Raw genomic sequence first — 25,015 nt, 5'->3', positions numbered from 1 at the left:
ACGGTCATCGGCATCGGCCCATGGAGGCGTCATGAAGCTCGGCAAGGCACTGGCCACCGGCGTCGCGGAGGAACAGCCGCAGACCCATGAGGAAGAGCTCGAACTGCCCGAGGAGACCAAGGACGTCGAGGCGTCCGCGCGCGAAGAGGTTCCGGCGGCCCGATGAGACTGCGGCTTCCGGAGGAACGCCCGACGGAGCCGCCGACCGGATACAAGATCGCCCACCCGGTGCTGTCCCAGGACGGCACCCGGGCCGGGTTCACCGGTGTGTCGCTGGGCGGCGCGCTGCCGTACGGAGTCCTGGCCGACGCGTCCTGTGTCTACGGTCTGAGCCACCGGGCACCGCACCGCCGCTGCGACTGCGGCTTCCACTGCGTGCACGACCGCACGGCGGCCGAGGCGCTGCTGTGCACGGCCGAGCACCGGGCGGCCGTCCTGCTGGAGGTCCTGGTCCTCGGCCGCTACATCCGCTTCGAGCGCGGCTTCCGCTGCGCCCGCCAGCGGGTGCGGACCGTCACGGTCGGCCCCTGCGTGTGCGGCACGGTCGCCGCCGCCCTGGCCGACGCGGGCTGGGGCCGGCCCGGCTGGCGCGCGCTGGCCCCTTCCTGCGCGGGCTGCGTCCGCGGCCGTACGTCCGTCTCGCTCGCCTCCTTCGCGCGGCTGGCCGGGGAGGGGCTGCGGGTCGTGGCGGGCAGCGGCGCCGCGCTGCCGGCGGCGGACCTCGCGGTGCCCGAAGGGCTCGGGGTGCCCGAACTCGTCGCCGAGGCAGCCCTGTTGCAGGCCCGGCTCGACTGGTTCCAGACCCAGCTCGGCCGGCTCGGCGAGCGCGGGCCGGGCGGTGGCAGGCAGGGGTAGCGGAGGTCGGCAGGGGTACCCGGAGTGTTCCGAACGGAGGAAGCCGAGAGGAACGCGAGAGGAGGCGACCCCGTGACCGGGACCATGCACCCCCAGCCGGTGCGCGACGGACACCGCTCGGTGGGCGAGCTCGTCGGACAGGCCACTGAACAGCTTTCCCTGCTCGTACGACAGGAAGTGGCCCTCGCCAAGGAGGAGCTGTCCGCCAAGGGCCGGCGCGCCGGGCGCGGTGGCGGACTGCTCGGCGCCGCGGGCGCGTTCGGCTACGCCGGGCTGCTCGCCCTCGCCGGCACGGCGGTCGCCGCCCTCTCGCTGACACTGCCGGTCTGGGCGGCGGCGCTGATCGTGGCCGCTGTGCTGTTCGTGATCGCGGGCGTGCTGGCCGTGACCGGCCGCGCCCAGCTGCGCCGCGCTGTGCCGCCGACGCCCGAGGAGACGCTCGTCAGCGTCCGGGCCGATGTCGAGGAGATCAGGGAAAGGGTGCACCGATGACGGACAGGGCAGGGCCGACCGGCGCCAAGGGACCCGATGAGCTGAGGCGGCAGATCGAGCAGACGCGCAGTCAACTCGGCGCGACAGTGGAGGAGTTGGCGGAGAAAATGGATGTGAAGGGACGCGCCCGGGCCCGTGCGGCCGACCTCAGGGACAAGGCGAGCGCCATGACCGTGCAACTGCGCAGCACGGCCGCGCACGCCGGCCATGCGGTCCAGGACCGGGCCACGCAGACGGGGCACATGGTGCACGACAGGGCCGCGCAGGCGGGCCACCAGGTGCAGGACAGGGCGACGAGGGCCAGTCACCAGGTGCACGACCGGGCTCTGACGGCGGGCCATGCCGCCCAGGACAGGGCCACCCGGACGGGACACACGCTGCAGCACAGGGCGGAACACGACGTCCCCTGGCCCGCCGGCCCCGTCGTCAGGGCGGCAGTACGGCATCCGCGGCCCGCGCTGGTCATCGGAGCGGCGCTGGCCTTTGTCGTGGTGGTGGGCTGGAGGTACCCCAAGCGGTAAAGAGAACCGTCCTGCCCCTGGCCCCGTCCCACCGAAAATCTGAGTCTTCTGGACAAAAAAAGTTTTCGGTGGGACGGTGGACGCATGCTGGACGTCACCGTGATCGAGGACCCCGAGGCCGCCGCCGTCTCACTGGACCCCATCAGGGCCAGACTGCTCGCCGAGCTGGCGGCCGGACCCGCGTCGGCGGCGATGCTGGCCGGCCAGGTCGGCCTGCCGCGGCAGAAGGTGAACTACCACCTCAAGGCGCTGGAGCGGCACGGCCTGGTCGAGCTGGCCGGTGAGCGCCGCAAGGGCAATGTCACCGAGCGGCTGATGCAGGCGACCGCGGCGTCGTACGTCATCTCACCGCTCGCGCTCGCCGCCGTACAGCCGGACCCGGACCGCTTCCGGGATCAGCTGTCCGCGCGCTGGCTGCTCGCGCTCGGCGCCCGCCTCGTGCGGGACGTCGGCTCGCTCATCACCGGTGCCGCGAAGGCCCGCAAACGGCTGGCCACGTATGCGCTGGACGGTGAGGTGCGCTTCGCCTCCGCCGCCGAACGGGCCGCGTTCGTCCAGGAGTTGACGGCCGGCGTCACCGCACTGATCCGCAAGTACGACGCTCCCGACGCCGAAGGCGGGCGCGATCACCGGATCGTCGTGGCCGTCCATCCCACCCTGAAGGCAACCGAGCAGGACTAGGCAGGAGCCCCACCATGTCCAAGGAATTCGAGATCGCCCGCGAGTTCGAGGTCGACGCCACTCCGGAGGAGGTGTGGGAGGCGATCACCACCGGGACCGGTGGGTACCTGTGGCCGATGGAGCCGCCGGAGCCCCGGGTCGGCGGCAAGGGACCCTTCGGGTCCAAGGTCACCGCCTGGGACCCGCCGCACCGCTACACCAACCGCGTCGAGGACGTCGAGGGCATCTCCGAGCAGACCCTCAACCAGCTCGACTACACCGTGGAACCACGTGACGAGGGCCGCCGGGCCTGGGTGCGGTACGTGCACAGCGGCATCTTCGTCGACGACTGGGACAACCAGTACGACGGCGCCGCCAAGCACACCGACTTCTATCTGCACACCCTGCGCGAGTACCTGGTCCACTTCGCGCCCCGGCCGGCCGCCTTCGCCACCTTCGACGGGCCCGAGACCTCGAAGGCCGCCGACGCCCTCACTGTCGTCGGGCAGGCGCTCGGTGTCGGCGAGGACATGGCCGCCGGCACCCGGGTGACGGTCCGGGGACCCGACGAGTTCGACGCCGTGGTCGACTTCCGCAACCCGTACTTCATCGGGCTGCGCACGGACCGCGGCCTCACCCGCATCTTCGGGCGCAACCACTGGGGTCACCCGGTCGGCATCTCCCTGCACGACTTCACCCCGGGCGCCGACATCAAGGAGTGCGAAGCCGCCTGGCAGGACTGGCTGAACGGCGTGTTCAGCCAGTCCTGAGCAGGGGCGGCCCGCCCGTTACGGGCGGAAGCGGAGCACCTGCGGGTCGTGGTCGCTGATCTGGTCGTTGAACTCCGAGTTGACGTGCACGCTGTCGTACTCGAATTTGCAGGACCGCCGGATCGACGGGCTGATCAGGATCTGGTCCAGGACCTGCTGGTTGCCCTGGTAGTCGTAGGTGTAACGCTCGCTCTTCGGCAGCGACTTGATCGCCGACCAGAGCTCGCCGTCACCCTCCAGGATCTTGGCCGTGTCGGAGAACTCGAAGTCGTTCATGTCGCCGAGGGCGATGACGTCCGCGTTCTTCTGGACGTCCAGGATGCTCTTGACGAACGCGTTGACCAGCGTCGCCTGGGCGTGGCGCTGGGTCTCCGAGCTGCGCGTCGGGGGCTGGTACTGCGAGGTCAGCCCCTGGTCGCCGCCCTTGGAGTTCAGGTGGTTGGCGATCACGAAGACCGTGCGGCCACGGAAGACGAACTCGCCGGCCAGCGGCTTGCGGCTGGACTTCCAGGCCTCGTTCGCCGGGTCGATACGGCCGGGAGAGGCCGTCAGCTGCGCCCTGCCGTGCACCTTGGTGACGCCCACCGCGGTGGTGGAGTCGCCGCCCGCGCGGTCCACGAACGACACGCGCTCCGGGTTGAACAGGAGCACCTGGCGGATGTTGCCGCCGGGCTCGCCGCCGTCCTGGTCGTTGACCGGGTTGATCGAGCGCCAGTCGTACTTCGGGCCGCCCGCCGCGACGATCGCGTCGATCAGCTTGTTCACCGTCGCGTCGGCGGCGACCGTGCCGTCGTCCGTCGCACCGTTGTTGTCCTGGATCTCCTCCAGGGACACGATGTCGGGCGACTGCAGGTTGTTCACGATCGCGGCGGCGTGCGCGTCGAAGGTCTTGTCGGACGGGTCGAGGTTCTCGACGTTGTACGTCGCGACCGCCAGCTCCCCGCGCGACTGCTTCTGCGTCGTCTCGCGCTGCAGACCGCCGCTCTTCAGCGTGCCCAGCGAGCTTGCCACCAGCGTGTAGCCGCCGAACTGGTTGAAGTCCAGCGGGCCGGCCGTGGCGCCGGTCAGCGTGTCGCCGACGTTCGCCTTCGGGAAGTCGGCCGTCGCACCCAGCGACTGGATCTGCAGGCGGCCGGTGTTCTGCGCGTCGTAGGAGCCGTACAGCGTGCCACCGCGTTGGGTGCGGTGCTCGTGCGGCTTCACCGTGACCCACAGCTCGGAGTACGGGTCGGTGGCCGTGACCACACGGGCGTCGGCGACCTGGACGTTCATGCCCTCCAGGGACTCGTAGTAGTCCAGGGCGTACGTCGACGGCTGCAGCGCCAGGCCGTTGATCGAGCCGCTCGCGGCGGTGTCGCCCGCCGGGGTGTAGCGCACGGGCACCGACTTGGCGTCGATCACCGTCGGCGCCGGCACCGCGTTGCCGGTGGAGACGGTGGTGATCGTCGGCTTGGTGATCTCGGTGACCGACTGGTTGCCGGACGAGGCGCCGCCCGGGACGTACTCGGAGACCGTGCCGGTGACCGTGACGGAGTCACCGACGGTGGCCTTCGGGGTGGAGCTGGTGAAGACGAATATGCCCTCACTGGTGGCCGGGTTGTCGTCCGGGTTCGGGTCCTGGATCCAGAAGCCTCTGGAGGAGCCGTAGGTGCGCACGCCGGTGACAATTCCGGCCACGTCCGTGACCTTCTGGCCGGCGTACGGAGAAATGCGCGTACTGCCCTGGATGTCATGGATGCGCACGGAGTCGGCGTGCGCCGGCGAGGTCAGGGCGACGGCGGACGCCGCGGAACAGACGGCGGCGACAGTGAGCGCGGCGAGACGCGCGGAAGACTTGCTCGGCAACGGGATCCCTCCGGGGACGTGCGTGGGCGCCGGGACGAGGGTGGTGCGTGGGACGGTCGGAGGCCGCGACCTGTGGGGCGGTGGCGACGCGCGTAGAAAATACAGTGAACATGTGTCCGCTTCGTTTCTACGCGCGTCAATCTCCTGCGTACTCACGCCAGTTGTCAAGGTTTCGGCCATGTACGGACCGGGTCCGGGAGATGAACCGGGCGGCATGGGTGGAAATCCGTCTAGGCTGAGCGGTTGAGTGGTACGACACGCCCTAGGAGAACCAGCCGATGTCAGACAGCTCCCCCCTGCCGCCGGTGCGGCTGCATCCCGAAGCGGAGCTGGCGCGGGACGCGTTGGCCACCCCGTTGCTCTCCCGGGCCGCGCGCCTCGCCCGCTGGGCCGGGCCGGACACCCGGATCGACGCCGGGGGCGGGCTCGTCGAGGAGCAGCTGCCGGCCGCCGCCGAGCTGCTCGGGCTGAGCGGGGACGACGCCGCGGCCTTCGCGAGCGAGGCCTGGCGGGTCGCCGTGGACACCGGGCTCGTCGAGATCGCGGACTCCGAAGGTGACGACGAGGGCACCGTCGCCGCCGGGCAGGACCTGGCACTGCTCACCCAGGGCTCGCCGCACGAGGTGCTGGCCGTGTGGCAGGAGGCCCTGGAGATGGTGCTCGCCGACGCGAGCGTCCCCGACCTCGACGACCTGGAAGGAGCCCTCGACGAGACCGGCGAGATCGACTTCTCCCGGCTGGAGTGGGACCCGGAGGCGGAGGCCGAGTTCCTCGACGGCGTCCTCGGCAACCTGTACCTGCTCACCGTCAGCGAGGACGGCCCCGGCGACGGGCCCGTCCCGCTGCCCGCCCTTGCCGCGTCGATGATCGTCCCCAGCGACATGGGGGAGCCCACCAACGACGTCCTGGAGCAGGTCTCCGACGCGATGATGCGGCTCGACGACCAGTTCCGGCTGCTGGAGCCGGTGGGACTCGTCGAGTACCAGCCGGTCGACGAGGCACTGATGGCGGAGCCCGAAGACGCTGCCGAGGAACCCGCCGCCCGGGCCGACGACACCGACGTCTCGCGCTACGGCATGGTGCGGCTGACCCCCCTCGGCCTGTACGGGCTGCGGGCACGGCTGCTGGAGGCCGGGGTCACGGCGCCCGCGGTCGGCGACCTCGTGGACAAGGGTGCCGATGCGCTGCTCGACGGCACGGCCGCCTTCCCCCAGGCCGCCGCGCAGGCCGAGACCGAACAGTGGCTGGCCCGCCGCGAACCCCTCGCCGCCGCACGGGAGTTGCTGGCCGCTGCGCGCGGCGCGGACGCCGGCGCGCCCCTGCGCCGGCTGCGCTGCCAGCAGGCGCTGTCCCTGGTCGGCACCGAGGCCGAACCCGCCCTGCGCGAAGTCCTCGACGACCCGGAGCTGGGCGGACTCGCCCGCGTCTGGCTGACCGAGCACGGCGCACCGGACGTGCCGGCCCCGTCCGAGGCGATGATCTTCTGGCTGACCATCGACACGATCGCCGCCCAGCTGGCCGCCGAGGGCAACTCCGAGGAACTGCGGGCGCTGGTACAGGGCTTGGCCGCCCAGCACGGCGGCTTCTTCGCGGCAGCCTGGCGGGTCGACCACCCCGCGACGGCGGACGTACTGGAGGCCATGGGACGGCTGCACCCCGACAAGCGCATCGCGAAGGAAGCACGGAAGGCTGCCTTCAAGGCACGTTCGCAGCAGGGGAGTTGACGTCGTTGTGGCGGGGAGGTCGCTGACCTCCCCGCCACAACGCTCAGTCGTTCACCGCCTCAGCAGTGGTAGATCGTCGTGTGCTTGAACGACGACGTCGCACCGTTGAAGCCGTACGTTCCCCGGTACGCCGGCGGGTTCTGGAACTCGCCGACGATGGTGATCGTGTTGGCGCATGTGCCCGAGCCCGTCCGCTTCGCGTCCAGGCGGAACGTGTCACCGACGAAGCCGCCGGTGATGTCCCACGGAGCACCGCAGATGCCGGAGGTGATCTGGCCACCTGTCACTACGTACGGATGGGTGTTGGGGTTGAACTTCACCTCGATGCCGAAGGTGACGGCGCCGTTGTGCAGCTCAAGCTTGGCGGACGTGGAGACCGCCTCGTCGGACACGTCCTGCTGTGAGGCGAACGCCTCGTCGCGCGTCTTGACTTCCGCGCCCTGGGGATTGTGGAAGCGGTGTTCGGAGCCGGCTTGGCTCTTCTGCCGCTTGGCCTGGGTGGTCATGCTGATTCCCTCTTCCCGTGCGGGTGTTGAGTGACCGTCAGGCCAGCTGCTCGGCGATTTCCACCCGCAGCAGGGCGCGAACGTTCTCGATGTGGTTGGCCACGGTGACGACCGAGGAGCCCGCGAAGAGCAGCCCCGTCGCGACGTTGTCGAGGGAGGTCACCAGCGAACCGGAATCGCCGCCCGCCGAGATGCTCGTGGTCAGGACCTGGTCCTTGAACCGGGCCGTTCCCGCCGTGCCGTAGTTGACGTCGATCGTGGCGTCGACCGCGATGATCCGGCCGAAGCTGATGTTCGTCGTACGGCCGGTCTTCTTCACCAGGTCGCCGACCGCGACGTTGGCCTTGCGCCGCCAGGCGCGCGGCGTACCGCTGAAGTACTGCTCACGGGTGGCGTCCTGGAACTCCACGGCGCCGAGCGCGCAGTCCACCACGTTGTTGTGGCGCTCCACCGGGATCTGCGGCGCGAACTGGATCGTGATGAACCGGTCCAGGGTCGCGATGCGGTCCGCCGGGTCCGTGCCGCCGTCGAACACTCCGGGCTGCAGGATCGGGCTGCCCAGCTGTGCTCGGTTGGAGTCGGCCAGCACGTGGTTGTTGGAGAGGATATAGAACTTCGACGGTGTGCCGAGGCCGGGCCCCGGGGGGTCGACGGTGGCGCCCGGCAGGAAGTCGTACACCACGCTGCCCAACGTGCCGGCCGTCACCCGTACGTTGCCGACCGAGAAGCCGGAAGGGGACGGGCGCATACGGCGCTTGAGGAGCTGCGGCTCGAACTGTCCGAGTCCGCTGAGCTCTTCCAGCAACGGCTGCGAGAGGCCCGCGAGTTGCTCGGCCACACTGCCGTCGGGCTGGTAGGAGGCACCGCGGTCCTCGGAGCGGCCCGAGGTCCTGCGCTGCTGCTGACGCTGCGCGGCGACATGACCGACCGCGACTACGTCGGTGGGGGTGCCGTCGTCCATCACCCGCGGGATGACATCCCGCTCGGGAAGCTGGGACTCCGGAACCTTCTGGGTCACGAACACCAGCACGGCTGCCTCGCCCGTGGCCTGTCCGTCGATCCACTTCACGCCGTGGCCGAAGCCGACGACGTTGGCCAGCGGCGACTGCGGCCGCAGGAAGTCTGAATTCGCTTGCTGGCGGGAGCTGTCACTCAGCTGACCACCAGTCGGTCCTCGCATCATTTCGGGCTGGCTCACGCCAGACCACCTCTTCAGTTTTCGGCTCTGGGTTCCTTACGGGCCGCGGCGCGGTGACTCAGCGCTCAGCGGCTCACAAGTCGCCTTCCTGAGCGCTCACTTCACCGATCGCGAGCACGCGCACCGGTACGCCGTCGAGCTCGTCCGGAACCACGTCTTCTTGAAGGAGCCGGTCACGGGGCACTTTCCGGGTGACGAAGACGATGATCACGTCCTGTCCCGAGTGCTCGTCCCTCCCGGTGCCGACTCCGCTCACATGGGCCAGCTTCATGAGCCGGCCTTCGTGGAGGCGACTCACCCGCTTTGCGTCCATCGGGCTCGCCTCCCCTTCGGGTGGTGTGCTCTTCCTGTCTATGTCCCGGGGCAGGCAGAGTCAAGGCAATCTGAAATGAATCACGAATTTCGACCCGATCCGTACCTATTGACCTTGTTTACGAAGAATTTTCCGACCAATTTCCCGGACCCCAGGGATTTTTGACGCTGCTGGGCGAGTGCATACGGATTCATGGAAGAGGGCCCGGTGACGTCGCCCCGTGTTCAACTCCCGTTCAGGCACGGGCGGGACGGTGACGCCGACCCGAGGTCCGCCACCCTCCACGGCACACCCACCGTCACAGGAGACACCATGTCGCTCACCCGCAGGGACTTCGCCAGAAAATCCGCGATCACCGGTGCCGGTGTCGCGCTGGCGGGCAGCGTCGGCGCCCTCGCCACCGCCCCGAACGCCCTTGCGTCCACGGACACCGAGGAAGCGGGCGAGGAGTCGGCCGGCGCCCACGGCGGCGTCGGCTACGGACCGCTGATCCCCGACCCGGACGGCATCCTCGCCCTCCCCGCCGGCTTCAAGTACCGGATCATCACCTACAGCGGCAGGACCAAGCTGGAGTCGGGCGAGTTCACCCCCTCCAACCACGACGGCACCTCCACCTTCGACGGCCCCCGCGGCGCCACCCTCCTCGTCAACAACCACGAGCTCAAGGGCCCGCGCGCCAACTGGAAGTACCCCGTCCCCCTCACCGAAGGCCTTGTCTACGACCCCGCCGCATCCGGCGGCTGCACGGTCGTCGAGGTGCGCCGCGACCACGTCGCCGAGTGGGTCGGCATCGCCGGCACCGCCACCAACTGCGCGGGCGGCAACACCCCTTGGGGCACCTGGCTCACCTGCGAGGAGACCGAGGACAAGGCCGGCCAGAACGGCATGACCAAGGACCACGGCTACGTCTTCGAAGTCGACCCGTCCGACCGCCGCGCCAACCACGACCCCAAGCCCATCAAGGCGCTGGGCCGTTACGCCCACGAGGCGGTCGTGGTCGACCCGAAGCGCGGCCACCTCTACCTCACCGAGGACGCGGCGACCCCCAACGGCCTCCTCTACCGCTGGACCCCGCCGGAGGGCTTCTGCCACGGCCGCGGCAAGCTCCGCACCCTCGCCGACGACGCCGGCGTCCTCCAGGCCTTCAAGTGCTTCGACTCCGGCGGCAAGTTCGTCGACGACCTCTCCCGCGCCACGAAGATCGGCACCGTGTACGGCGTCGACTGGGTCGACGTCCCGGACCGCGACGCGAAGACGACCTCCGTCCGCAAGCAGTTCACCGCCGGCCAGGTCACCCGCGCCCGCAAGCTCGAGGGCATGTGGTGGGGCGACGGCGGCACCTACATCGTCTCCTCCTACGCCCGTGACGAGAGCCCCGTGCAGCACGACGGCGCCGTCTGGTTCTACGACCCCAAGCGCCGCACCCTCACCCTGAAGGTGCTGCTGGGGGTGAACCCGAACCCGGACGCGGACGGCAACTTCGACGGCCCGGACAACATCACGGTCTCCCCGTACGGCGGCCTGGTCATCGCCGAGGACGGCGAGGGCATCCAGCACCTGTTCGGCGCGACCGACAGCGGCCGCACGTACCCGATCGCCCGCAACGAACTCAACATCGGCACCGAAGAGGAGCCCGAATACAGCGAGTTCACCGGCGTCACCTTCTCACCTGACGGCCGCACGCTGTTCGCCAACATTCAGGAGCCGGGGATCATGCTGGCGATCACCGGGCCGTGGAAGCGCCAGAAGCGCGGGTAATTAATTCGGTCGCTCACCCCGCGGCACGCCTCCTACAGTGATGAACGTCCAGGTGCGAAGGCAGGACCTACTTCCACTCATAATGGGGCGGCCGCGGGTTCGAGTCCCGCCACCGGTACAACGCGCCGGTGTAGCTCAGGGGTTAGAGCACCTACGTCGGTTCCGCCGACCTTGAACTCTGGACACCACAACTTCATTGCACCTCCCGGTGCGAACCATTTGATCTCGGGGAGGCGCAGCTCAAGGTGGGTGCCCGGTGCGCAGGCAGCGGATACTTCAGGGGACTGGTGGGGGAAAGCCCTCATGCGGGTTCGAATCCCGTCATCGACCCGGGTTCGGTGTGGCGGAACGGAAGACGCGCCAGTTGACAAGCACCGCAGCCGAATTCGACCTCGGACACCTTCCTTCTGCTGCGCCTCCCTCCGAAACGGAAGCGAATTCGGGGGAATTCACCATGGCGCGATTCAACACCAAGGCGGCGCGGGCGCAGCCCACTTCGCGTATCACCTCGACGGGCCGAGTGCTCCGTTCGTACGAGGGCGGCCGCGGCCGTGAGCGGGACGCGCGCTCCGAGCTCTTTCTGCTCGCGGTCGCCAACTTCGTGTCGCAGCAGACCTTTTACGAGTCCGGCGCCGCCCGCGACGACCGCTTCGCTCGACTCGTACGGCAGCTGGCGGTCGAGGACCCCACCTGGACCGCCGCTCTGCTCGGCTGGCTGCGCGGGGAGGGCAACCTCCGTACGGCCTCGCTCGTCGGCGCCGCCGAGTACGTGAAGGCGCGCCTCGACGCGGGCGCCACCGACGGCCCGTCGAACCGCCAGGTCGTCGCCTCCGTACTGCAGCGCCCGGACGAGCCCGGCGAACTGCTCGCGTACTGGACCACGATGTACGGCCGCAGCGTCCCCAAGCCCGTCAAGCGCGGGATCGCCGACGCCGTCCGCCGCCTCTACAGCGGCAAGTCGCTGCTGAAGTACGACACCGCGTCCAAGGGCTACCGCTTCGGCGACATCCTCAACCTGGTGCACGCCGCGCCCGATCCGGACAGGCCGTGGCAGGGCGAGCTGTTCCAGTACGCCCTCGACCGCCGGCACAACCCGGACAGCGCGGTGCCGCCCGCCTCGAACCGCGTGCTGACCGCGCACCGTGAGCTGATGGCGCTGCCGGTGGCCGAGCGGCGCGCGGTGGTGACCTCGCGCCGCGGAGCGGAGCGGCTCGCGGCGGCCGGGATGACCTGGGAGGCGCTGGCCGGATGGCTCCAGGGCCCGATGGACAAGGCGGCCTGGGAGGCCGTGATCCCGTCCATGGGGGTGATGGCGCTCGTGAGGAACCTGCGGAACTTCGACCAGGCCGGCGTGTCCGACAAGGTGGCGGCCCAGGTGGCCGCGCGCATCAGCGACCCGGCCGAGGTCGCGCGCTCGCGGCAGTTCCCCTTCCGGTACCTCGCCGCGTACCAGCACGCGCCCTCGCTGCGCTGGTCGTACCCGCTGGAGCAGGCGCTCGGCCACTCGCTGGCCAATGTGCCCGCACTGCCGGGACGGACGCTCGTGCTCGTCGACCGTTCCGGCTCGATGTGGGCACCGCTGTCGGACCGCTCGGAGCTCAACCGGGCCGACGCGGCGGCGATCTTCGGCACGGCGCTCGCGCTGCGGGCGCAGGACGCGGATCTCGTCGAGTTCGGCACCACGAGCCGGCGGCTGTCGTTCGAGGCCGGCGAGTCTGTGCTGAAGGTCCTCGGCCGCTTCGGCGACCTGGGCGGCACCGACACCACCAGCGCCGTCCGTGCGCACTATCGGGGGCAGGACCGGGTGCTGATCGTCACCGACGAGCAGTACACCTACAGCCGCCACGGCGATCCGACCGAGCAGGTCCCGGCGCACGTGCCGGTCTACACCTGGAACCTCGCCGGGTACCGCGCGGGCCACGGCCCGTCGGGCAAGGCGAACCGGCACACCTTCGGGGGCCTGTCGGATGCGGCTTTCCGCATGGTTCCGTTGCTCGAGGCAGCACAGAGCGCCGACTGGCCCTGGGCGGCCTGAGCCGCACGATCGTGGCCCGCACCTCCACGGGGGGTGCGGGCCACACCCTTGCCCGCGCGCCCGATTGACATCTAACATTTCAATTCATGGAGGCCATACGACCCGTCGAGCGCACCCTCCTCAGGGACCGCGCCTACGAATCCATCCGCGACGCCATCGTGGCCGGGGAGCTCGAACCCGGCGCCGTCGTGCGGGACGCCGAGCTCGCCGAGCGGCTCGGGCTCTCCCGGGCGCCGGTACGGCAGGCCTTCTCCCGGCTGGTGGACGAGGGGCTGCTGGAGAGCAAACCGCAGAGCTACACGCGGGTGACCCCGGTCGTCACCGCCGAGGTGCGGGACGCCGCCGCCGTGGTCGGCTCCATGCACGAACTGGCCACGCGCATCGCCGTGCCCCGGCTGTTCGCCGCGGACGTCCAGGCGATGCGCGCGGCCAACGAGCGGTTCGCCGCGGCCGTCGGTTCGGGCGACGTCGACGGTGCCCTGCGCGCCGACGACGAACTCCACGACGTGCTCGTCCGCGTCGCCGGCAACCAGGCCGCCGCCGCCACCATCGCCCGCTACACCCCGCTCATCCGCCGCCTGGAGCGACGCCGCTTCGGCGAGAGCACCTGCCGTTCGGCCGGTCTGCACGAGCAGCTGATCCATGCCTGCGCGGACGGCAGCGTGGCTGAGGCGGTCCGCGTCACCGCGGAGATCTGGCGCACCCTCGCCGACGACCTCGCCGACGGCGACTGATCCCGACCCCGGGAGGACCCATGTCCCTTTCCTCGTACGAGCGTTACCCGCTGCTCTTCGGCCCTTCGCCGGTGCACCCGCTGGAGCGCCTGACCGCCCACCTCGGCGGCGCCTTGCTCTGGGCCAAGCGCGAGGACTGCAACTCCGGTATCGCATACGGCGGCAACAAGACCCGCAAGCTGGAGTACCTGGTCGCCGACGCGCTGGCCAAGGGCTGCGACACGCTCGTGTCGATCGGCGGCGTGCAGTCCAACCACACCCGCCAGGTCGCTGCCGTCGCCGCCCGCGCCGGGCTCAAGTGCGTGCTGGTGCAGGAGAGCTGGGTGGAGTGGCCGGACTCCGTGTACGACAAGGTCGGCAACATCCTGCTCAGCCGGCTCGCGGGGGCGGACGTACGGCTGGTGAAGGCGGGCTTCGACATCGGGTTCAAGGACAGCTGGGAGCAGGCGCTCAGGGAGGTCGAGGAGTCCGGCGGCACACCGTACGCCATTCCGGCCGGCGCCTCCGACCACCCGCTCGGCGGCCTCGGCTTCGCCGGATGGGCGTACGAAGTCGCCGAGCAGGAGCGGGAGTTGGGGGTCTTCTTCGACACGGTGGTCGTGTGTTCCGTCACCGGGTCGACCCAGGCCGGCATGGTCGCCGGGTTCGCCGCCCTGGAGGAGGCGGGCGGCCGGCCGCGCCGCGTGCTCGGCATCGACGCCTCGGCCAAGCCCACCGCCACCCGGGAGCAGATCGCGCGGATCGCCCACAGCACCGGGCAACTCATCGGCGTGAAGAAGGAGTTGACCGAGGAGGACGTCGAGCTGGACGAGAGGTACCACGCGGGGGTCTACGGCATCCCCGACGAGACCACCCTGGCCGCGATGCGGCTCGCGGCCCGCACCGAGGGGATGGTCACCGACCCCGTGTACGAGGGGAAGTCGATGGCCGGGATGGTGGACCTGGTCGAGCGCGGGGAGATCGGCCGGGACTCGACCGTGCTCTACGCCCACTTGGGCGGGCAGCCCGCGCTCAACGCCTACAGCGCACTGTTCTAGGCGCGGTTCCGGGTGGCTTCATGCCGTGCCGGGTGTTGAGCCGCACGAAGCTCAGGGCGACACCGATGCCCATCAGCAGCAGCGGGCCGAGCGGGCCGGTCAGGCAGCAGGCGCGCAACTCGGCGGGGCAGGGCGCCGGTGCGCCCACCCGCGCCTCTTGGGGTCCCCCAGGCCCTTAAGGCACTGGGGGAGGCACGATTGCCCGCAGCTACGTGGCTAGAGAGCCTGCGCGGCCGGCTTCACCATGTTTCGGACCGTGCGGGCCTTGACGAACTCACCCATTGCCGTCATTTCCCACTCGCCGGAGAACTGGCGGATCAGCTTCGCCATCATCACGCCCGTCTGCGGCTCGGCGTTGGTCAGGTCGAAGCGGACGAGTTCCTCGCCGGTGGCCGCGTCCAGGAGGCGGCAGTAGGCCTTGGCGACCTCGGTGAACTTCTGGCCGGAGAAGGAGTTGACCGTGAAGACCAGGCCGGTGGCGTCCTGCGGGATGCGGCCGAGGTCGACCACGATGACCTCGTCGTCGCCTCCGCCCTCGCCCGTGAGGTTGTCGCCGGAGTGCTTGATCGCGCCGTTCAGGATGGACAGCTTGCCGAAGTAGCAGCTGTCGATGTGGTTGCGTTGCGGGCCGAAGGCGATGACCGACGCATCCAGGTCGATGTCCTTGCCGCCGTAGGCGGGCTCCCAGCCGAGGCCCATCTTGACCTGGGAGAGCAGCGGGCGGCCGCCCTTGACGAGGGAGACCGTCTGGTTCTTCTGGAGGTTGACCCGGCCCTTGTCGAGGTTGATCTTTCCGGTGCCCGGGGCGGGAGGGCCTGCCGCGGGGGCGGGCGTGGCCGGGGGAGGCGGAGGGGTGGTGGACAGAGGCGGGGCCGGCGGGGTCACGGGGGGCTGCATCGTGGGCGTCGGGGCGACCGGCTGGGGCGGGGCGGCCGCGGCCGGCTCCTCCACGGTGACGCCGAAGTCGGTGGCGATGCCCGCCAGGCCGTTGGCGTAGCCCTGGCCGACCGCGCGGGCCTTCCACTGGCCGTTGCGCAGATAGATCTCCACGACCACCAGTGCCGTCTCCGTACCGAGCTGCGGGGGTGTGAACGTGGCCAGGACGGTGTTGTCGTCCGCGCCTCGGATCGTGGCCGTCGGTTCGATGCCCTGGAAGGTCTGGCCCTGGGCGTCCGCGCTCGCGGTGACCACGATCTTCTCGATGCCCGGGGGGACGGCGGCGGTGTCGACAACGATCGCGTCGGGCGCCGTGCCCCCGCCCGACCGGTACGTCACGCCCGGGCCGACCGGCTGGTTGTAGAAGATGAAGTCGTCGTCGGAGCGCACCTTGCCGTCGCCGGTGAGCAGCAGGCCCGATACGTCGAGCCGTACGGGGGCGGCGACGTCCACCGTCACGCGGGCGGTGGAGAGTGGGATGTTCGAGCCGGGGGTCATAGCTGTCATGCCGGGTGAACGAGCGGGGGCGCTTTACCGTTCCCTTACCCTCCGCCCAATTGGCCGGCCTTTTCTTTCGTCCCCGCCGTCCCTTCCCACTCCCGTCCCTGGGGGCTGCCGCCCCCAGACCCCCGCTTTCGGCCTGAACGGCCTCGTCCTCAAACGCCGGACGGGCTGAGATTGGCTGAGCCGAATCCAGCCCCTCCGGCGTTTGAGGAGCGGGGGTCCGGGGGCTGGCCCCCGGTTCGGGACGGGTAGGGGCGGCGGGCCTACGGCACCACCACGATCTTGCGGCCCACCCCCGCCGCGAACTGCTCCAGCGCCTCCGGATACCGCTCCAGCGGAATCCGGTCGCTGATGAAGATCTCCGGGTCGAGCACGCCGTTCGCGAACAACTCCGCCGCCCGCTCGAAGCTGTGCAGGACCGCCATCGAACCGGTGATCGTGATCTCCTGGTTGTAGATGCGGTACGGGTCGATCGTCACGCGCGTGGCGTAGTCCGCGACGCCGAACTGCAGGAACGTCCCCGCCTTCGCGACCCGCCCCAGCCCGTCCTGGATCGCGGCCGCGTTGCCGGTGGCGTCGACCACGACGTCCCACCCCTGTGGCCGCTCCAGCTCGTCCGCGTTCGAAGCCGACCCCGAAACCCCCAGCCGTACCGCCGTCTCCAGCCGCGCCGCGTTGAGGTCGACCACGTCCACGCTCGCCGCCCCCGTGCGCTTGGCGAGCTCCAGCATCATCAGGCCCATCGTCCCCGAGCCGTAGATCAGGACGTGTGCGCCCAGGCGTGACTGCAGTACGTCGTAGCCGCGCACGGCACAGGAAAGAGGCTCCACCAGGGCCGCGTCCTCCGTGCGTACGTGCTCGGGCAGTTTCACGCAGTTCGCCACCGGCGCCACCGCGAACTGCGCCGCGCCGCCGGCCGTCGTGACGCCGATCGCGGCCCAGCGTTCGCAGAGGTTGTTGTGGCCGGTACGGCAGTAGCGGCACTCGTAGCAGTAGAGGGACGGGTCGACCGCCACCCGGTCGCCGACCGCGACCTCCGTGACCTGGGTGCCCACCCCGACGACCCGGCCCGCGAACTCGTGTCCGGGCACGATCGGCAGCTTGGGTGCGAATTCGCCCTGGAGGATGTGCAGGTCCGTACCGCACAGGCCGCAGGCGGCGACCTCGACGACGACCTCGCGCGGCCCTGGCGTCGGGTCGGGGACCTCGGTGACGACGGCGCGGCCCACGGACTCGATGACGGCGGCCTTCATTTGACGGCTCCCAGTGACAGGCCCTGGACCAGCTTGTCCTGGGCGGCGAACCCCGCGGCGAGCACCGGCAGGGAGACAACGAGCGACGCGGCGCACACCTTCGCCAGGAACAGGCCCTGGCTGGTGATGAAGCCGGTCAGGAAGACGGGCGCCGTTTCGGCCACCACGCCGGTCAGGACTCGGGCGAAGAGAAGTTCGTTCCAGCTGAAGATGAAGCAGATCAGGGCCGTTGCGGCGATGCCCGGCAGGGCGATGGGGGCCACCACGCGCGCGAGGATCGTCGGCAGCCGGGCGCCGTCGATCTGCGCCGCCTCGATCACCGCCACCGGCACCTCGGCGAGGAACGACTGCATCATCCACACCGCGATCGGCAGGTTCATGGAGGTGTAGAGGACGACCAGCAGCCAGATGTTGTCCAGCATTTCGGTGTTCTTGGCGAACAGATAGATCGGGAGCAGGCCCGCCACGATCGGCAGCATCTTCGTGGACAGGAAGAAGAACAGGACGTCCGTCCACTTCTTCACCGGGCGGATGGAGAGGGCGTATGCCGCCGGGAGGGCCAGCAGCAGGACCAGGACCGTCGAACCCACCGATGCCACCGCGGAGTTGACCAGCGCCGGCCAGGGGCTCGCGCCGCCGCCCGTGCCGAAGAACTCGCGGTAGCCGTCGAGGGTGAGGGCGGCGTCGAAGGACGGCGGGTTGGTCGCCGCGTCCGACTCCGAGTGGAAGGACGTCAGCGCCATCCAGGCGATGGGCAGGAAGAAGACGACGCCGAGCAGCCAGGCCACCAGGCCCAGGCCGACTCCCTTGCGGCGGGGGCTCGTTCGTACGGCGACCGTGCTCATGCGCGGGACACCTCCTCGCGGAACAGGGACGACACCACGCGCAGGGCGAAGGTCGCGATGATGATCGAGCCGATGACCACCAGGACGCCCGCGGCCGAGGCGAGGCCGTTCTCGTGGGCCTGGTAGAAGCTCTGGTAGACGGTGTAGGGGAGGTTGGCGGTGCCCAGGCCGCCGGAGGTGATGGTGAAGACGGCGTCGAAGTTCTGGACGATGTAGATCGAGCCGAGCAGGGCGCCCAGCTCCAGATACCTGCGCAGGTGCGGGAGCGTCAGGTGGCGGAAGATCTGCCAGTCGTTCGCGCCGTCCACCCGTGCGGCTTCGAGTTGCTGGCTGTCGCGGCTCTGCAGGCCGGCCAGCAGGATCAGCATCATGAACGGCGTCCACTGCCAGATCAGGGAGGCCTCGACCGCGAGCAGCGGAGTGTTGGAGATCCAGTCCGGCTGCGGGCCGCCCACGTAGTGCAACAGGCCGTTGAGCAGGCCGTATTCGGGGTTGTAGAGGACGTGCTTCCACAGGAGGGCCGCTGCTACCGGGACCACCAGGAAAGGCGCGATCAGCAGGGTGCGGACCACTCCTCGGCCCCGGAACCTCCGGTCGAGGAGCAGCGCAAGGACCAAGCCCAGGACCAGGCTGACCAGGACGACCGTCACCGTCAGCAGGATCGTCGTCCACACCGAGTGGCGCAGGTCGGCGTCGGTCAGCACTTCCTGGTAGTTGTCGAAACCGGTGAAGTGGCGGGCCTTGGGGTAGAGGGCGTTCCAGTCGAAGAACGAGATCACCAGGGTGGCCACGAACGGCAGCTGGGTCACCACGATCATGAAGACCAGGGCGGGCAGCAGCGGGGCCCGGGTGGACCAGGCGCGCAGCCGGGCGGAGGGCCGGCGTGTCATGCGTACGGGAGTTGCGGTGATGGGGGCGGTTGTCGTGGCGCTCATCGTCCCTCGTACTCCTTCGAGATCTTCTCGGCGAGCTGCTGGGACTTCTTCAGCGCCGAGTCGACGGACTGACGTCCGGCGATCGCCGCGCTGATCTCCTGGGAGACCTTGGTGCCGAGATCGGTGAACTCGGGGATGCCGACGAACTGGATGCCGGGCGCGGGGCGCGGCTGCACCCCCGGGTTGTTGGGCTTGGCGCCCTCGATGGCCTCCCTGGTCATCTCCTGGAAGGCGCCTGCCTCCTTGCGGTAGTCGGCGTTGGTGTACGTCGACGCACGCTTGCCGGCGGGGACGTTGGACCAGCCGCTGGTGTCGCCGACCAGCTGCTCGTACTGCTTGCTGGACGCCCAGGACACGAACTTCCAGGCCTTGTCGGGGTTGCGGGAGGCCTTCTGGATGCCCCAGGCCCAGGTGTAGAGCCAGCCGGAGGAGTCGGTCTTCTCGACGGGCGCGGGGGCGTAGCCAAGCTTGCCCTTGACGGGGGAGCCCTTGGCCTCCAGGGAGCCGGCGGCGGACGTGGCGTCGTACCACATGGCGACCTTGCCCTGGGTCATGTTGTTGAGGCACTCGGCGAAGCCGGACTGGGCGGCGCCGGACTCACCGTGCTTGCGCACGAGGTCGACATAGAACTTCGTCGCCTTCTCGAAGGCGGGGGAGTCGAGTTCGGCCTTCCAGTTCTTGTCGAACCAGGTGCCGCCGAAGGTGTTCACGACGGTGGTGAGCGGTGCCATGACCTCGCCCCAGCCGGGCAGGCCGCGCAGACAGATGCCGCGCATCCCGGACTTCGCCCCGTCGACCTCGGCGGCGAGCTTCGCCACTTGGTCCCAGGTGGGGTGGGCCGGCATCGTCAGGCCCTTCTCGGCGAAGATGTCCTTGCGGTACATCAGGAAGGACGACTCGCCGTAGAAGGGCTGGCCGTAGAGCTTTCCGTCGTCGGCGGTCAGCGACTGGCGCATCGGCTTCAGGACGTCCTGCTCGTCGTAGCCCGGGTCCTTGGTGACGTACGAGTTCATCTCGTGCAGCCAGCTGTTCTTGGCATAGATCGGGATCTCGTAGTTGCTGAGCGTCGCCACGTCGTACTGGCCCGCCTGGTTGGCGAAGTCCTGGCTGATCTTGTCGCGGACGTCGTTCTCCGGCAGGACGGTGAAGTTCACCTTGATGCCGGTCTCCTTGGTGAAGTGCGCGGCGGTGAGTTTCTGCAGCTCCACCATCTGCGGGTTGTTGACCATCAGGACGTTGACGGAGTCGCCGCCGGAACCGGACCCGCCCGCCCCGACCCAACAGCCGGAGAGCAGCGGGGCGAGCAGCGTCCCTGCGGCGGCCATGGCGAGCGTGGCTCGCGGTGGCCGTCGTCGGCTCTGGGTGCGCATGGATCGCTCCTGAACATATGGGGAGATAAGGGGCAGTTGTGGGCGCAGGAGTGCCCTGGGGAGGGTGAGTTGGGTTTTCAGACGCGCAGATGCGGGCGCGAACGGGTTCTCTAGACGCGGATGACCTGTGGGCCCAGAAGCGAGTAGCGGTGGGCCTCGGCCGAGGGGAGCAGGGTGCTCGTCACGATCGTCTCCAGTGCGCCGATCTCCGCGAACCGGCAGAAGCTGACCGCCCCGAACTTGGTGTGCACGCCCGCGAACACCGTGCGGCGGGCGGCCCTGATGGCCTGCGCCTTGACCTCGCTGACCGCGGGGTCGGGGGTGGTCAGGCCGTGCTCGCGGGAGATGCCGTTGGCGCCGATGAAGGCGAGGTCGATGACGAACCCGGCCAGCATCTTCGTCGTCCAGTGGTCGACGGTGGCCAGCGTGCCGGAGCGGACCCGGCCGCCGAGCAGCAGGACGGAGATGCCGTCGGCCTCGGCAAGGGTGCCCGCGACCGGCAGGGATGCGGTGACCACGGTCAGCGGCCGGTCCCTGGGCAGTGCCTCGGCGATGAGCTGTGGGGTGAAGCCCTCGTCGACGAAGACCGTCTCGGCGTCCCCCAGCAGCTCGGCCGCGGCGGCCGCGATCCGGCGCTTCTCGGGTACGTGGCTGGTGGCGCGGAACTCGAGCGTCGTCTCGAAGCCGGCGCTCTCCACGGGGTAGGCGCCGCCGTGGGTGCGGCGGATCAGGCCGTGGTCCTCCAGGGCGCGCAGATCCCGTCGTACGGTCTCCTTGGCCACGCCCAGTGCGGCGGCGAGCGCGGTGACGTCGACCGAGCCGGTGGCGCGCGCGGCCCGCACGATCTCCCGCTGGCGCTCTTCTGCGGTCTTCGCAGTGTTCGCCGTCATCGCCGTCACCTGCTCCCGTGCCTGCTGCCCGTTCGGGCCCGGTGGGGCCCACGCAGCAAGTTCTACCCTCGGTGTGCGGCACTGACCAGGCCTGTTGCAGGGCCGATGCTGCCCGTGTGTGCCCGTTTGCAGAGCGGAGTGCCCGCCTCGGACCTGCGTGGCTGTGAGTGGGGGCGTGAGATCGGGCAGGTGCGGTGCCCGAATGCGGGGGCGGGCGGGCCCGTTCCGTGCCCGGGCGCTCCGCTGGGAGGGCGCGCGTTGGGGCGATGTTCTTCTGACGCGCCGTCGTGGCTGGTCGCGCCCACGCGGCGGAGCCGCATATGGATGCAGCCCCGCGCCCCTTCGGGGCGCGTCAGTACGGCCAGATCGGCGGGTCGCTCACGAAGTGGCCGCCCAGGTAGGCGTGGGCGATGTTGTCGGGGTCCAGGTCGCCCTGGGCGGCGATCAGCTTTTCCGCGTACGGCTCGGAGTCGTCCTGCGGCTCGTAGCCGAGCGCCCGTGCCGTGGACAGGTCCCACCAAAGGCGCGTGTTGGCGGAGGAGCCGTAGACGACGGTGTGGCCGACGTTCTCGGCGGTCAGGGCCGCGTGGAAGAGGCGGGCGCCGTCGGCCGGACTCATCCAGATGGACAGCATGCGCACGCTGGTGGGCTCGGGGAAGCAGGAGCCGATGCGTACCGACACCGTCTCCAGACCGTGCTTGTCCCAGTAGAGCTGTGCGAGGTCCTCGCCGAAGGACTTGGACAGGCCGTAGAAGGTGTCCGGGCGGCGCGGGGTGTCGATGGGGATCAGCGGGTCGTCTGCCAGCGGGCGCGGGGTGAAGCCGACGGCGTGGTTGGAGGAGGCGAAGACGATACGGCCCACGCCCTCCTCCCGCGCGGCCTCGTACAGGTTGTACGTGCCCTCGATGTTCGCCGAGAGGATCTTCTCGAACGGGGCTTCCAGGGAGATGCCGGCCAGGTGGATGATCGCGTCGACGCCCCGCACGGCCTCGCGCAGGGCCTTCTTGTCGGCGAGATCCGCGGTGACGGCGTCCGGGTCGCCCTCGATCGGGCGTACGTCGAGGAGGCGCAGCTCGTAGCCGAAGGCCGGCAGCAGGTTCCGCATCAGGGTGCCGAGCCCGCCGGCGGCGCCGGTGAGCAGAACGGTGCGGGGGGCTGGCATCCTCGCTTCTCCTTCGGTTGGCAGGCGCATGCGTGCACGTTATTCACATCCATGGACACGCTAGGGAGCCGCGCCGTACCCCGTCAAGTGCTCTGCGAAATGCGGAAATCCGCTGATGTGATGCCGGTGGGCGCGCTTGACCGGCCGCAAAGGGGCACCTTAGCGTGGTGGCGTTCAGAAATGTAGACACAGATCATGAACGTGGAATCAACATCGGAATCGGGAGTGCCCGTGACGCCAGTCCCTCTCGCCGCTCGACTCAGCATCCCCAGCGGGCCGCTGTTCTTCCCGGTCACCGCCTACGGCCCCGACGGCTCGGTCGACCTCGACGTGTACCGCGCCCATGTGCGCCGCGGGGTCGAGGCCGGGGCCGCCGCGGTCTTCGCGTGCTGCGGCACCGGCGAGTTCCATGCGCTCACGCCCGAGGAGTTCGAGGCGTGCGTGCGGGTGGCGGTGGAGGCGGCGGACGGGCGGGTGCCGGTGGTGGCCGGCGCCGGGTACGGCACCGCGCTGGCCGTCCGGTACGCGCGCGTGGCCGAGACCGCCGGGGCGGACGGGCTGCTCGCCATGCCGCCGTACCTCGTTCTCGCCGGTCAGGAGGGGTTGCTGCGGCACTACCGGGAGGTGGCCGCCGCGACCGCGCTGCCCATGATCGTCTACCAGCGTGACAACGCCGTGTTCACCCCGGAGTCCGTCGTCGAACTGGCCCGCACGGACGGCGTCATCGGCTTCAAGGACGGCCTCGGCGACCTCGACCTCATGCAGCGCATCGTCAGCGCCGTCCGCACCGAGGTCCCCGGCGACTTCCTCTACTTCAACGGCCTGCCGACCGCCGAACAGACCCAGCTCGCCTACCGAGCCATCGGCGTCCCGCTCTACTCCTCCGCCGTCTTCTGCTTCGCCCCGGAGATCGCGCTCGCCTTCCACCGGGCGCTGGAGGCCGGCGACATCGCCACCGCCCACCGCCTCCTCGACGGCTTCTACCGGCCGTTCGTCGAGCTGCGCGCACAGGGGCGCGGTTACGCCGTCGCCCTGGTCAAGGCGGGCGTACGGCTGCGCGGGCTCGACGTCGGGGAGGTCCGGCCGCCGCTGCACGAGCCCACCGAGGATCATGTCAAGCAGCTCGCCGAGCTGATCGAGCGTGGGTATGCCCTGTTGGAAGAGAACAAGTGAAGGCGGAGAGCAAGTGAAGGCGTCGACTTTCGTCTACCCCTGGGACGTCAACGGGGACCCGGAGGCCGCGGGCCGCATCGCCGCGCTCGGTGTGCAGCAGGTGACGCTCGCCTCCGCGTACCACTCCACGCGTGCGCTCACGCCCCGCCACCCGCGCCACCGCATCGTCACCGCCGAGCACGCGGCCGTGCTGTATCCCACCGACGGCCGCTGGGAAGGACGTGCGCTGCGGCCGTACGCGGCGGGGGACTGGGCGCCCGGAGACGCCTACGGCGAGGCGGCCGCGGCTCTCACGGACGCCGGCCTGGAGGTGCACACCTGGGTCGTCCTCGCGCACAACTCCCGCCTGGGCGCCGAGCATCCGGGCACCTCCGTCGTCAACGCCTACGGCGACCGTTACCCCTGGGCCCCGTGCATCGCGCAGCCCGCCACGCGCGCGTACCTCGTCGACCTGGCCGTCGAGGCGGCCGTACGGCCGGGAGCGCGCGGCACCGAGCTGGAGTCGCTGGGCTGGTACGGGCTGCAGCATCTGCACGCCCACGACAAGACCGGCGGGGTAGGTCTCGGCGACGCCGGAATGTACCTGATGGCCCTCTGCTTCTGCCCCGCGTGCCGGGCCGGATACGGCGATCAGGGCTTGGACGCCGACGAGTTGGCGGCTGCCGTACGCGAAGCGCTGGAGCCGCTGTGGCAGGGTGCACCCGACGACGGAGGCTGGGCGGGGGTCGAGAAGCTGCTCGGGGAGGCGAAGGCGGCCGCCACGCGCGCGTGGCGCGACGACACCGCCCGCACGCTCCAGGAGACCGCGGTCCGGGCGGTGCGCGCGGCGGCCCCCGACGGCTTCCAGATCCTGCTGCACGCCGACCCCGTGACGTACCACGTCGGCGCCAACCCGGGCGTGGACCCCGCCCACATCCTGTCCGTCGCGGACGGCGTGGTCGTACCGTGCGCAGGCGGTACGGACCTGCTGACACCCTTCGCCGAGCAGGGCCGGGAAGGCGCGGTCATCGCCGCCAACTTCCCCGTGGTCGCGGGAATGGGCGGCAGCCCGGACGCGCTGTCCGCGGACGCCGCGCAGGCAGGTCGGCGGGGAGCAACCGAACTGCGGTTGTATCACGCCGGGTTGGCGTCGGACGGGGACCTGGAGGCGGTGCGTTCGGCGCTTGCCGGGCTTTGAGGGGGCTGGGCGGCGGTGGCCGCGGGGCTGCGGCAGGGGGCTTCTGGCGCCGTTCGCCGGGGATGGGGGGCAGCCTGGACTCGCCGGCCGCGGGTGCAGGCAGGGCGGCGGGGGCGGGTGAACTGCGGTGGCGTAACGCCGGGTTGGCGTCAGGACCTGGAGGCAGTGCGTTGGGCGCTTGCCGGGCTTTGAGGGGGCTGGGCGGAGGTGTCCGGCTGCGGCAAGGGGCTGCTGGCATCGTTCGCCGGGGATGGGGGGCAGCCTGGACTCGCTGGCCGCGGGAGCGGGCGCGCCGGTGGGGGCGGGTGAACTGCGGTTGTGT

24 protein-coding genes are annotated in these 25,015 nt (G+C 70.3%); 13 read left to right on the top strand and 11 right to left on the bottom strand.

The window, feature by feature from the left end; genetic code table 11:
• The first annotated feature begins 31 nt into the window (after positions 1-31).
• The 6 genes from EDD92_RS51070 (at position 32) to EDD92_RS12455 (ending at position 3,298) form a co-directional block, all read left to right on the top strand.
• Positions 32-166, top strand: coding sequence for a hypothetical protein (locus tag EDD92_RS51070; protein ID WP_260326522.1), 135 nt, complete (start codon positions 32-34; stop codon positions 164-166).
• On the top strand, positions 163-855 hold the full coding sequence (locus EDD92_RS12475; protein ID WP_123964361.1) for a hypothetical protein: 693 nt from the start codon (positions 163-165) through the stop codon (positions 853-855). Before EDD92_RS51070 ends, EDD92_RS12475 begins: the two co-directional genes overlap by 4 nt.
• Positions 856-927: 72 nt before the next feature.
• On the top strand, positions 928-1,347 hold the full coding sequence (locus tag EDD92_RS12470; protein WP_123964360.1) for a phage holin family protein: 420 nt from the start codon (positions 928-930) through the stop codon (positions 1,345-1,347).
• Positions 1,344-1,868, top strand: a complete 525-nt coding sequence (locus EDD92_RS12465; protein ID WP_123964359.1) for a DUF3618 domain-containing protein — start codon at positions 1,344-1,346, stop codon at positions 1,866-1,868. The genes EDD92_RS12470 and EDD92_RS12465 overlap by 4 nt, the downstream gene beginning before the upstream one ends.
• A gap of 84 nt (positions 1,869-1,952) precedes the next feature.
• Positions 1,953-2,549, top strand: a complete 597-nt coding sequence (locus EDD92_RS12460) for a helix-turn-helix domain-containing protein (RefSeq protein WP_030933455.1) — start codon at positions 1,953-1,955, stop codon at positions 2,547-2,549.
• Positions 2,550-2,563: 14 nt separating this feature from the next.
• Entirely contained in the window at positions 2,564-3,298 is a 735-nt protein-coding gene (locus EDD92_RS12455) for an SRPBCC domain-containing protein (protein WP_123964358.1), read from the top strand.
• A gap of 18 nt (positions 3,299-3,316) precedes the next feature.
• Here EDD92_RS12455 and EDD92_RS12450 read toward each other — a convergent pair whose 3' ends face one another.
• Positions 3,317-5,143 carry an endonuclease/exonuclease/phosphatase family protein gene (locus tag EDD92_RS12450; protein WP_123964357.1) on the bottom strand — a complete coding sequence of 609 codons (1,827 nt, stop codon included), beginning with the start codon at positions 5,141-5,143 and terminating at the stop codon, positions 3,317-3,319.
• A 278-nt stretch (positions 5,144-5,421) separates the two neighbouring features.
• Between EDD92_RS12450 and EDD92_RS12445 the strand changes: the two genes are divergently transcribed.
• Positions 5,422-6,867, top strand: a complete 1,446-nt coding sequence (locus tag EDD92_RS12445; RefSeq protein ID WP_123964356.1) for a hypothetical protein — start codon at positions 5,422-5,424, stop codon at positions 6,865-6,867.
• Positions 6,868-6,926: 59 nt separating this feature from the next.
• Here EDD92_RS12445 and EDD92_RS12440 read toward each other — a convergent pair whose 3' ends face one another.
• The 3 genes from EDD92_RS12440 to EDD92_RS12430 form a co-directional block, all read right to left on the bottom strand.
• Positions 6,927-7,373 carry a hypothetical protein gene (locus EDD92_RS12440; RefSeq protein ID WP_123964355.1) on the bottom strand — a complete coding sequence of 149 codons (447 nt, stop codon included), beginning with the start codon at positions 7,371-7,373 and terminating at the stop codon, positions 6,927-6,929.
• Positions 7,374-7,410: 37 nt separating this feature from the next.
• Positions 7,411-8,571 (bottom strand): S1 family peptidase, encoded by a 1,161-nt coding sequence (locus EDD92_RS12435; protein WP_260326521.1) that lies wholly within the window; start codon positions 8,569-8,571, stop codon positions 7,411-7,413.
• A gap of 73 nt (positions 8,572-8,644) precedes the next feature.
• Positions 8,645-8,884: a hypothetical protein gene (locus tag EDD92_RS12430; protein WP_260326520.1), complete on the bottom strand. Its 240-nt coding sequence runs from the start codon at positions 8,882-8,884 to the stop codon at positions 8,645-8,647.
• Between the two features lie 312 nt (positions 8,885-9,196).
• On the opposite strand from EDD92_RS12430, the gene EDD92_RS12425 reads away from it, so the two are divergent.
• The 4 genes from EDD92_RS12425 to EDD92_RS12410 all read left to right on the top strand — a co-directional run bounded on the left by EDD92_RS12425 (position 9,197) and on the right by EDD92_RS12410 (position 14,448).
• Complete coding sequence (locus EDD92_RS12425) at positions 9,197-10,642, top strand: alkaline phosphatase PhoX (protein WP_123964354.1); 1,446 nt, start codon at positions 9,197-9,199, stop codon at positions 10,640-10,642.
• A gap of 454 nt (positions 10,643-11,096) precedes the next feature.
• Positions 11,097-12,677, top strand: coding sequence for a TROVE domain-containing protein (locus tag EDD92_RS12420; RefSeq protein WP_123964353.1), 1,581 nt, complete (start codon positions 11,097-11,099; stop codon positions 12,675-12,677).
• Positions 12,678-12,763: 86 nt separating this feature from the next.
• Positions 12,764-13,411 (top strand): GntR family transcriptional regulator, encoded by a 648-nt coding sequence (locus tag EDD92_RS12415; protein WP_123964352.1) that lies wholly within the window; start codon positions 12,764-12,766, stop codon positions 13,409-13,411.
• A gap of 20 nt (positions 13,412-13,431) precedes the next feature.
• Positions 13,432-14,448, top strand: a complete 1,017-nt coding sequence (locus tag EDD92_RS12410) for a 1-aminocyclopropane-1-carboxylate deaminase (RefSeq protein ID WP_123964351.1) — start codon at positions 13,432-13,434, stop codon at positions 14,446-14,448.
• Between the two features lie 216 nt (positions 14,449-14,664).
• On the opposite strand, the gene EDD92_RS12405 is transcribed toward EDD92_RS12410, so the two are convergent.
• The 7 genes from EDD92_RS12405 to EDD92_RS12375 form a co-directional block, all read right to left on the bottom strand.
• Positions 14,665-15,882 carry a TerD family protein gene (locus EDD92_RS12405; protein WP_123970368.1) on the bottom strand — a complete coding sequence of 406 codons (1,218 nt, stop codon included), beginning with the start codon at positions 15,880-15,882 and terminating at the stop codon, positions 14,665-14,667.
• 269 nt (positions 15,883-16,151) lie between these two features.
• A complete protein-coding gene (locus tag EDD92_RS12400) occupies positions 16,152-17,141 on the bottom strand; it encodes a zinc-dependent alcohol dehydrogenase family protein (protein WP_123964350.1) in 990 nt (329 codons plus the stop codon).
• Positions 17,138-17,986, bottom strand: coding sequence for a carbohydrate ABC transporter permease (locus EDD92_RS12395; protein WP_123964349.1), 849 nt, complete (start codon positions 17,984-17,986; stop codon positions 17,138-17,140). The genes EDD92_RS12400 and EDD92_RS12395 overlap by 4 nt, the downstream gene beginning before the upstream one ends.
• Positions 17,983-18,921: a carbohydrate ABC transporter permease gene (locus EDD92_RS12390; RefSeq protein ID WP_030933482.1), complete on the bottom strand. Its 939-nt coding sequence runs from the start codon at positions 18,919-18,921 to the stop codon at positions 17,983-17,985. The genes EDD92_RS12395 and EDD92_RS12390 overlap by 4 nt, the downstream gene beginning before the upstream one ends.
• Positions 18,918-20,291: a sugar ABC transporter substrate-binding protein gene (locus EDD92_RS12385; RefSeq protein WP_123964348.1), complete on the bottom strand. Its 1,374-nt coding sequence runs from the start codon at positions 20,289-20,291 to the stop codon at positions 18,918-18,920. The genes EDD92_RS12390 and EDD92_RS12385 overlap by 4 nt, the downstream gene beginning before the upstream one ends.
• Positions 20,292-20,401: 110 nt before the next feature.
• The gene (locus tag EDD92_RS12380) at positions 20,402-21,181 is read right to left on the bottom strand and encodes a DeoR/GlpR family DNA-binding transcription regulator (protein ID WP_123964347.1); all 780 of its coding nucleotides are present in this window, start codon (positions 21,179-21,181) and stop codon (positions 20,402-20,404) included.
• 352 nt (positions 21,182-21,533) lie between these two features.
• Entirely contained in the window at positions 21,534-22,343 is an 810-nt protein-coding gene (locus EDD92_RS12375; RefSeq protein ID WP_123964346.1) for an NAD(P)-dependent oxidoreductase, read from the bottom strand.
• Positions 22,344-22,574: 231 nt separating this feature from the next.
• On the opposite strand from EDD92_RS12375, the gene EDD92_RS12370 reads away from it, so the two are divergent.
• Complete coding sequence (locus tag EDD92_RS12370; protein ID WP_123964345.1) at positions 22,575-23,516, top strand: 5-dehydro-4-deoxyglucarate dehydratase; 942 nt, start codon at positions 22,575-22,577, stop codon at positions 23,514-23,516.
• A 13-nt stretch (positions 23,517-23,529) separates the two neighbouring features.
• Positions 23,530-24,693 (top strand): hypothetical protein, encoded by a 1,164-nt coding sequence (locus EDD92_RS12365; protein WP_123964344.1) that lies wholly within the window; start codon positions 23,530-23,532, stop codon positions 24,691-24,693.
• Positions 24,694-25,015 lie beyond the last annotated feature (322 nt).

Source organism: Streptomyces sp. TLI_185 (assembly GCF_003814765.1).
Lineage (GTDB): Bacteria > Actinomycetota > Actinomycetes > Streptomycetales > Streptomycetaceae > Streptomyces.
Note: the sequence above shows the minus strand (reverse complement) of the source record. Positions and strands in the feature narration are given on the sequence as shown.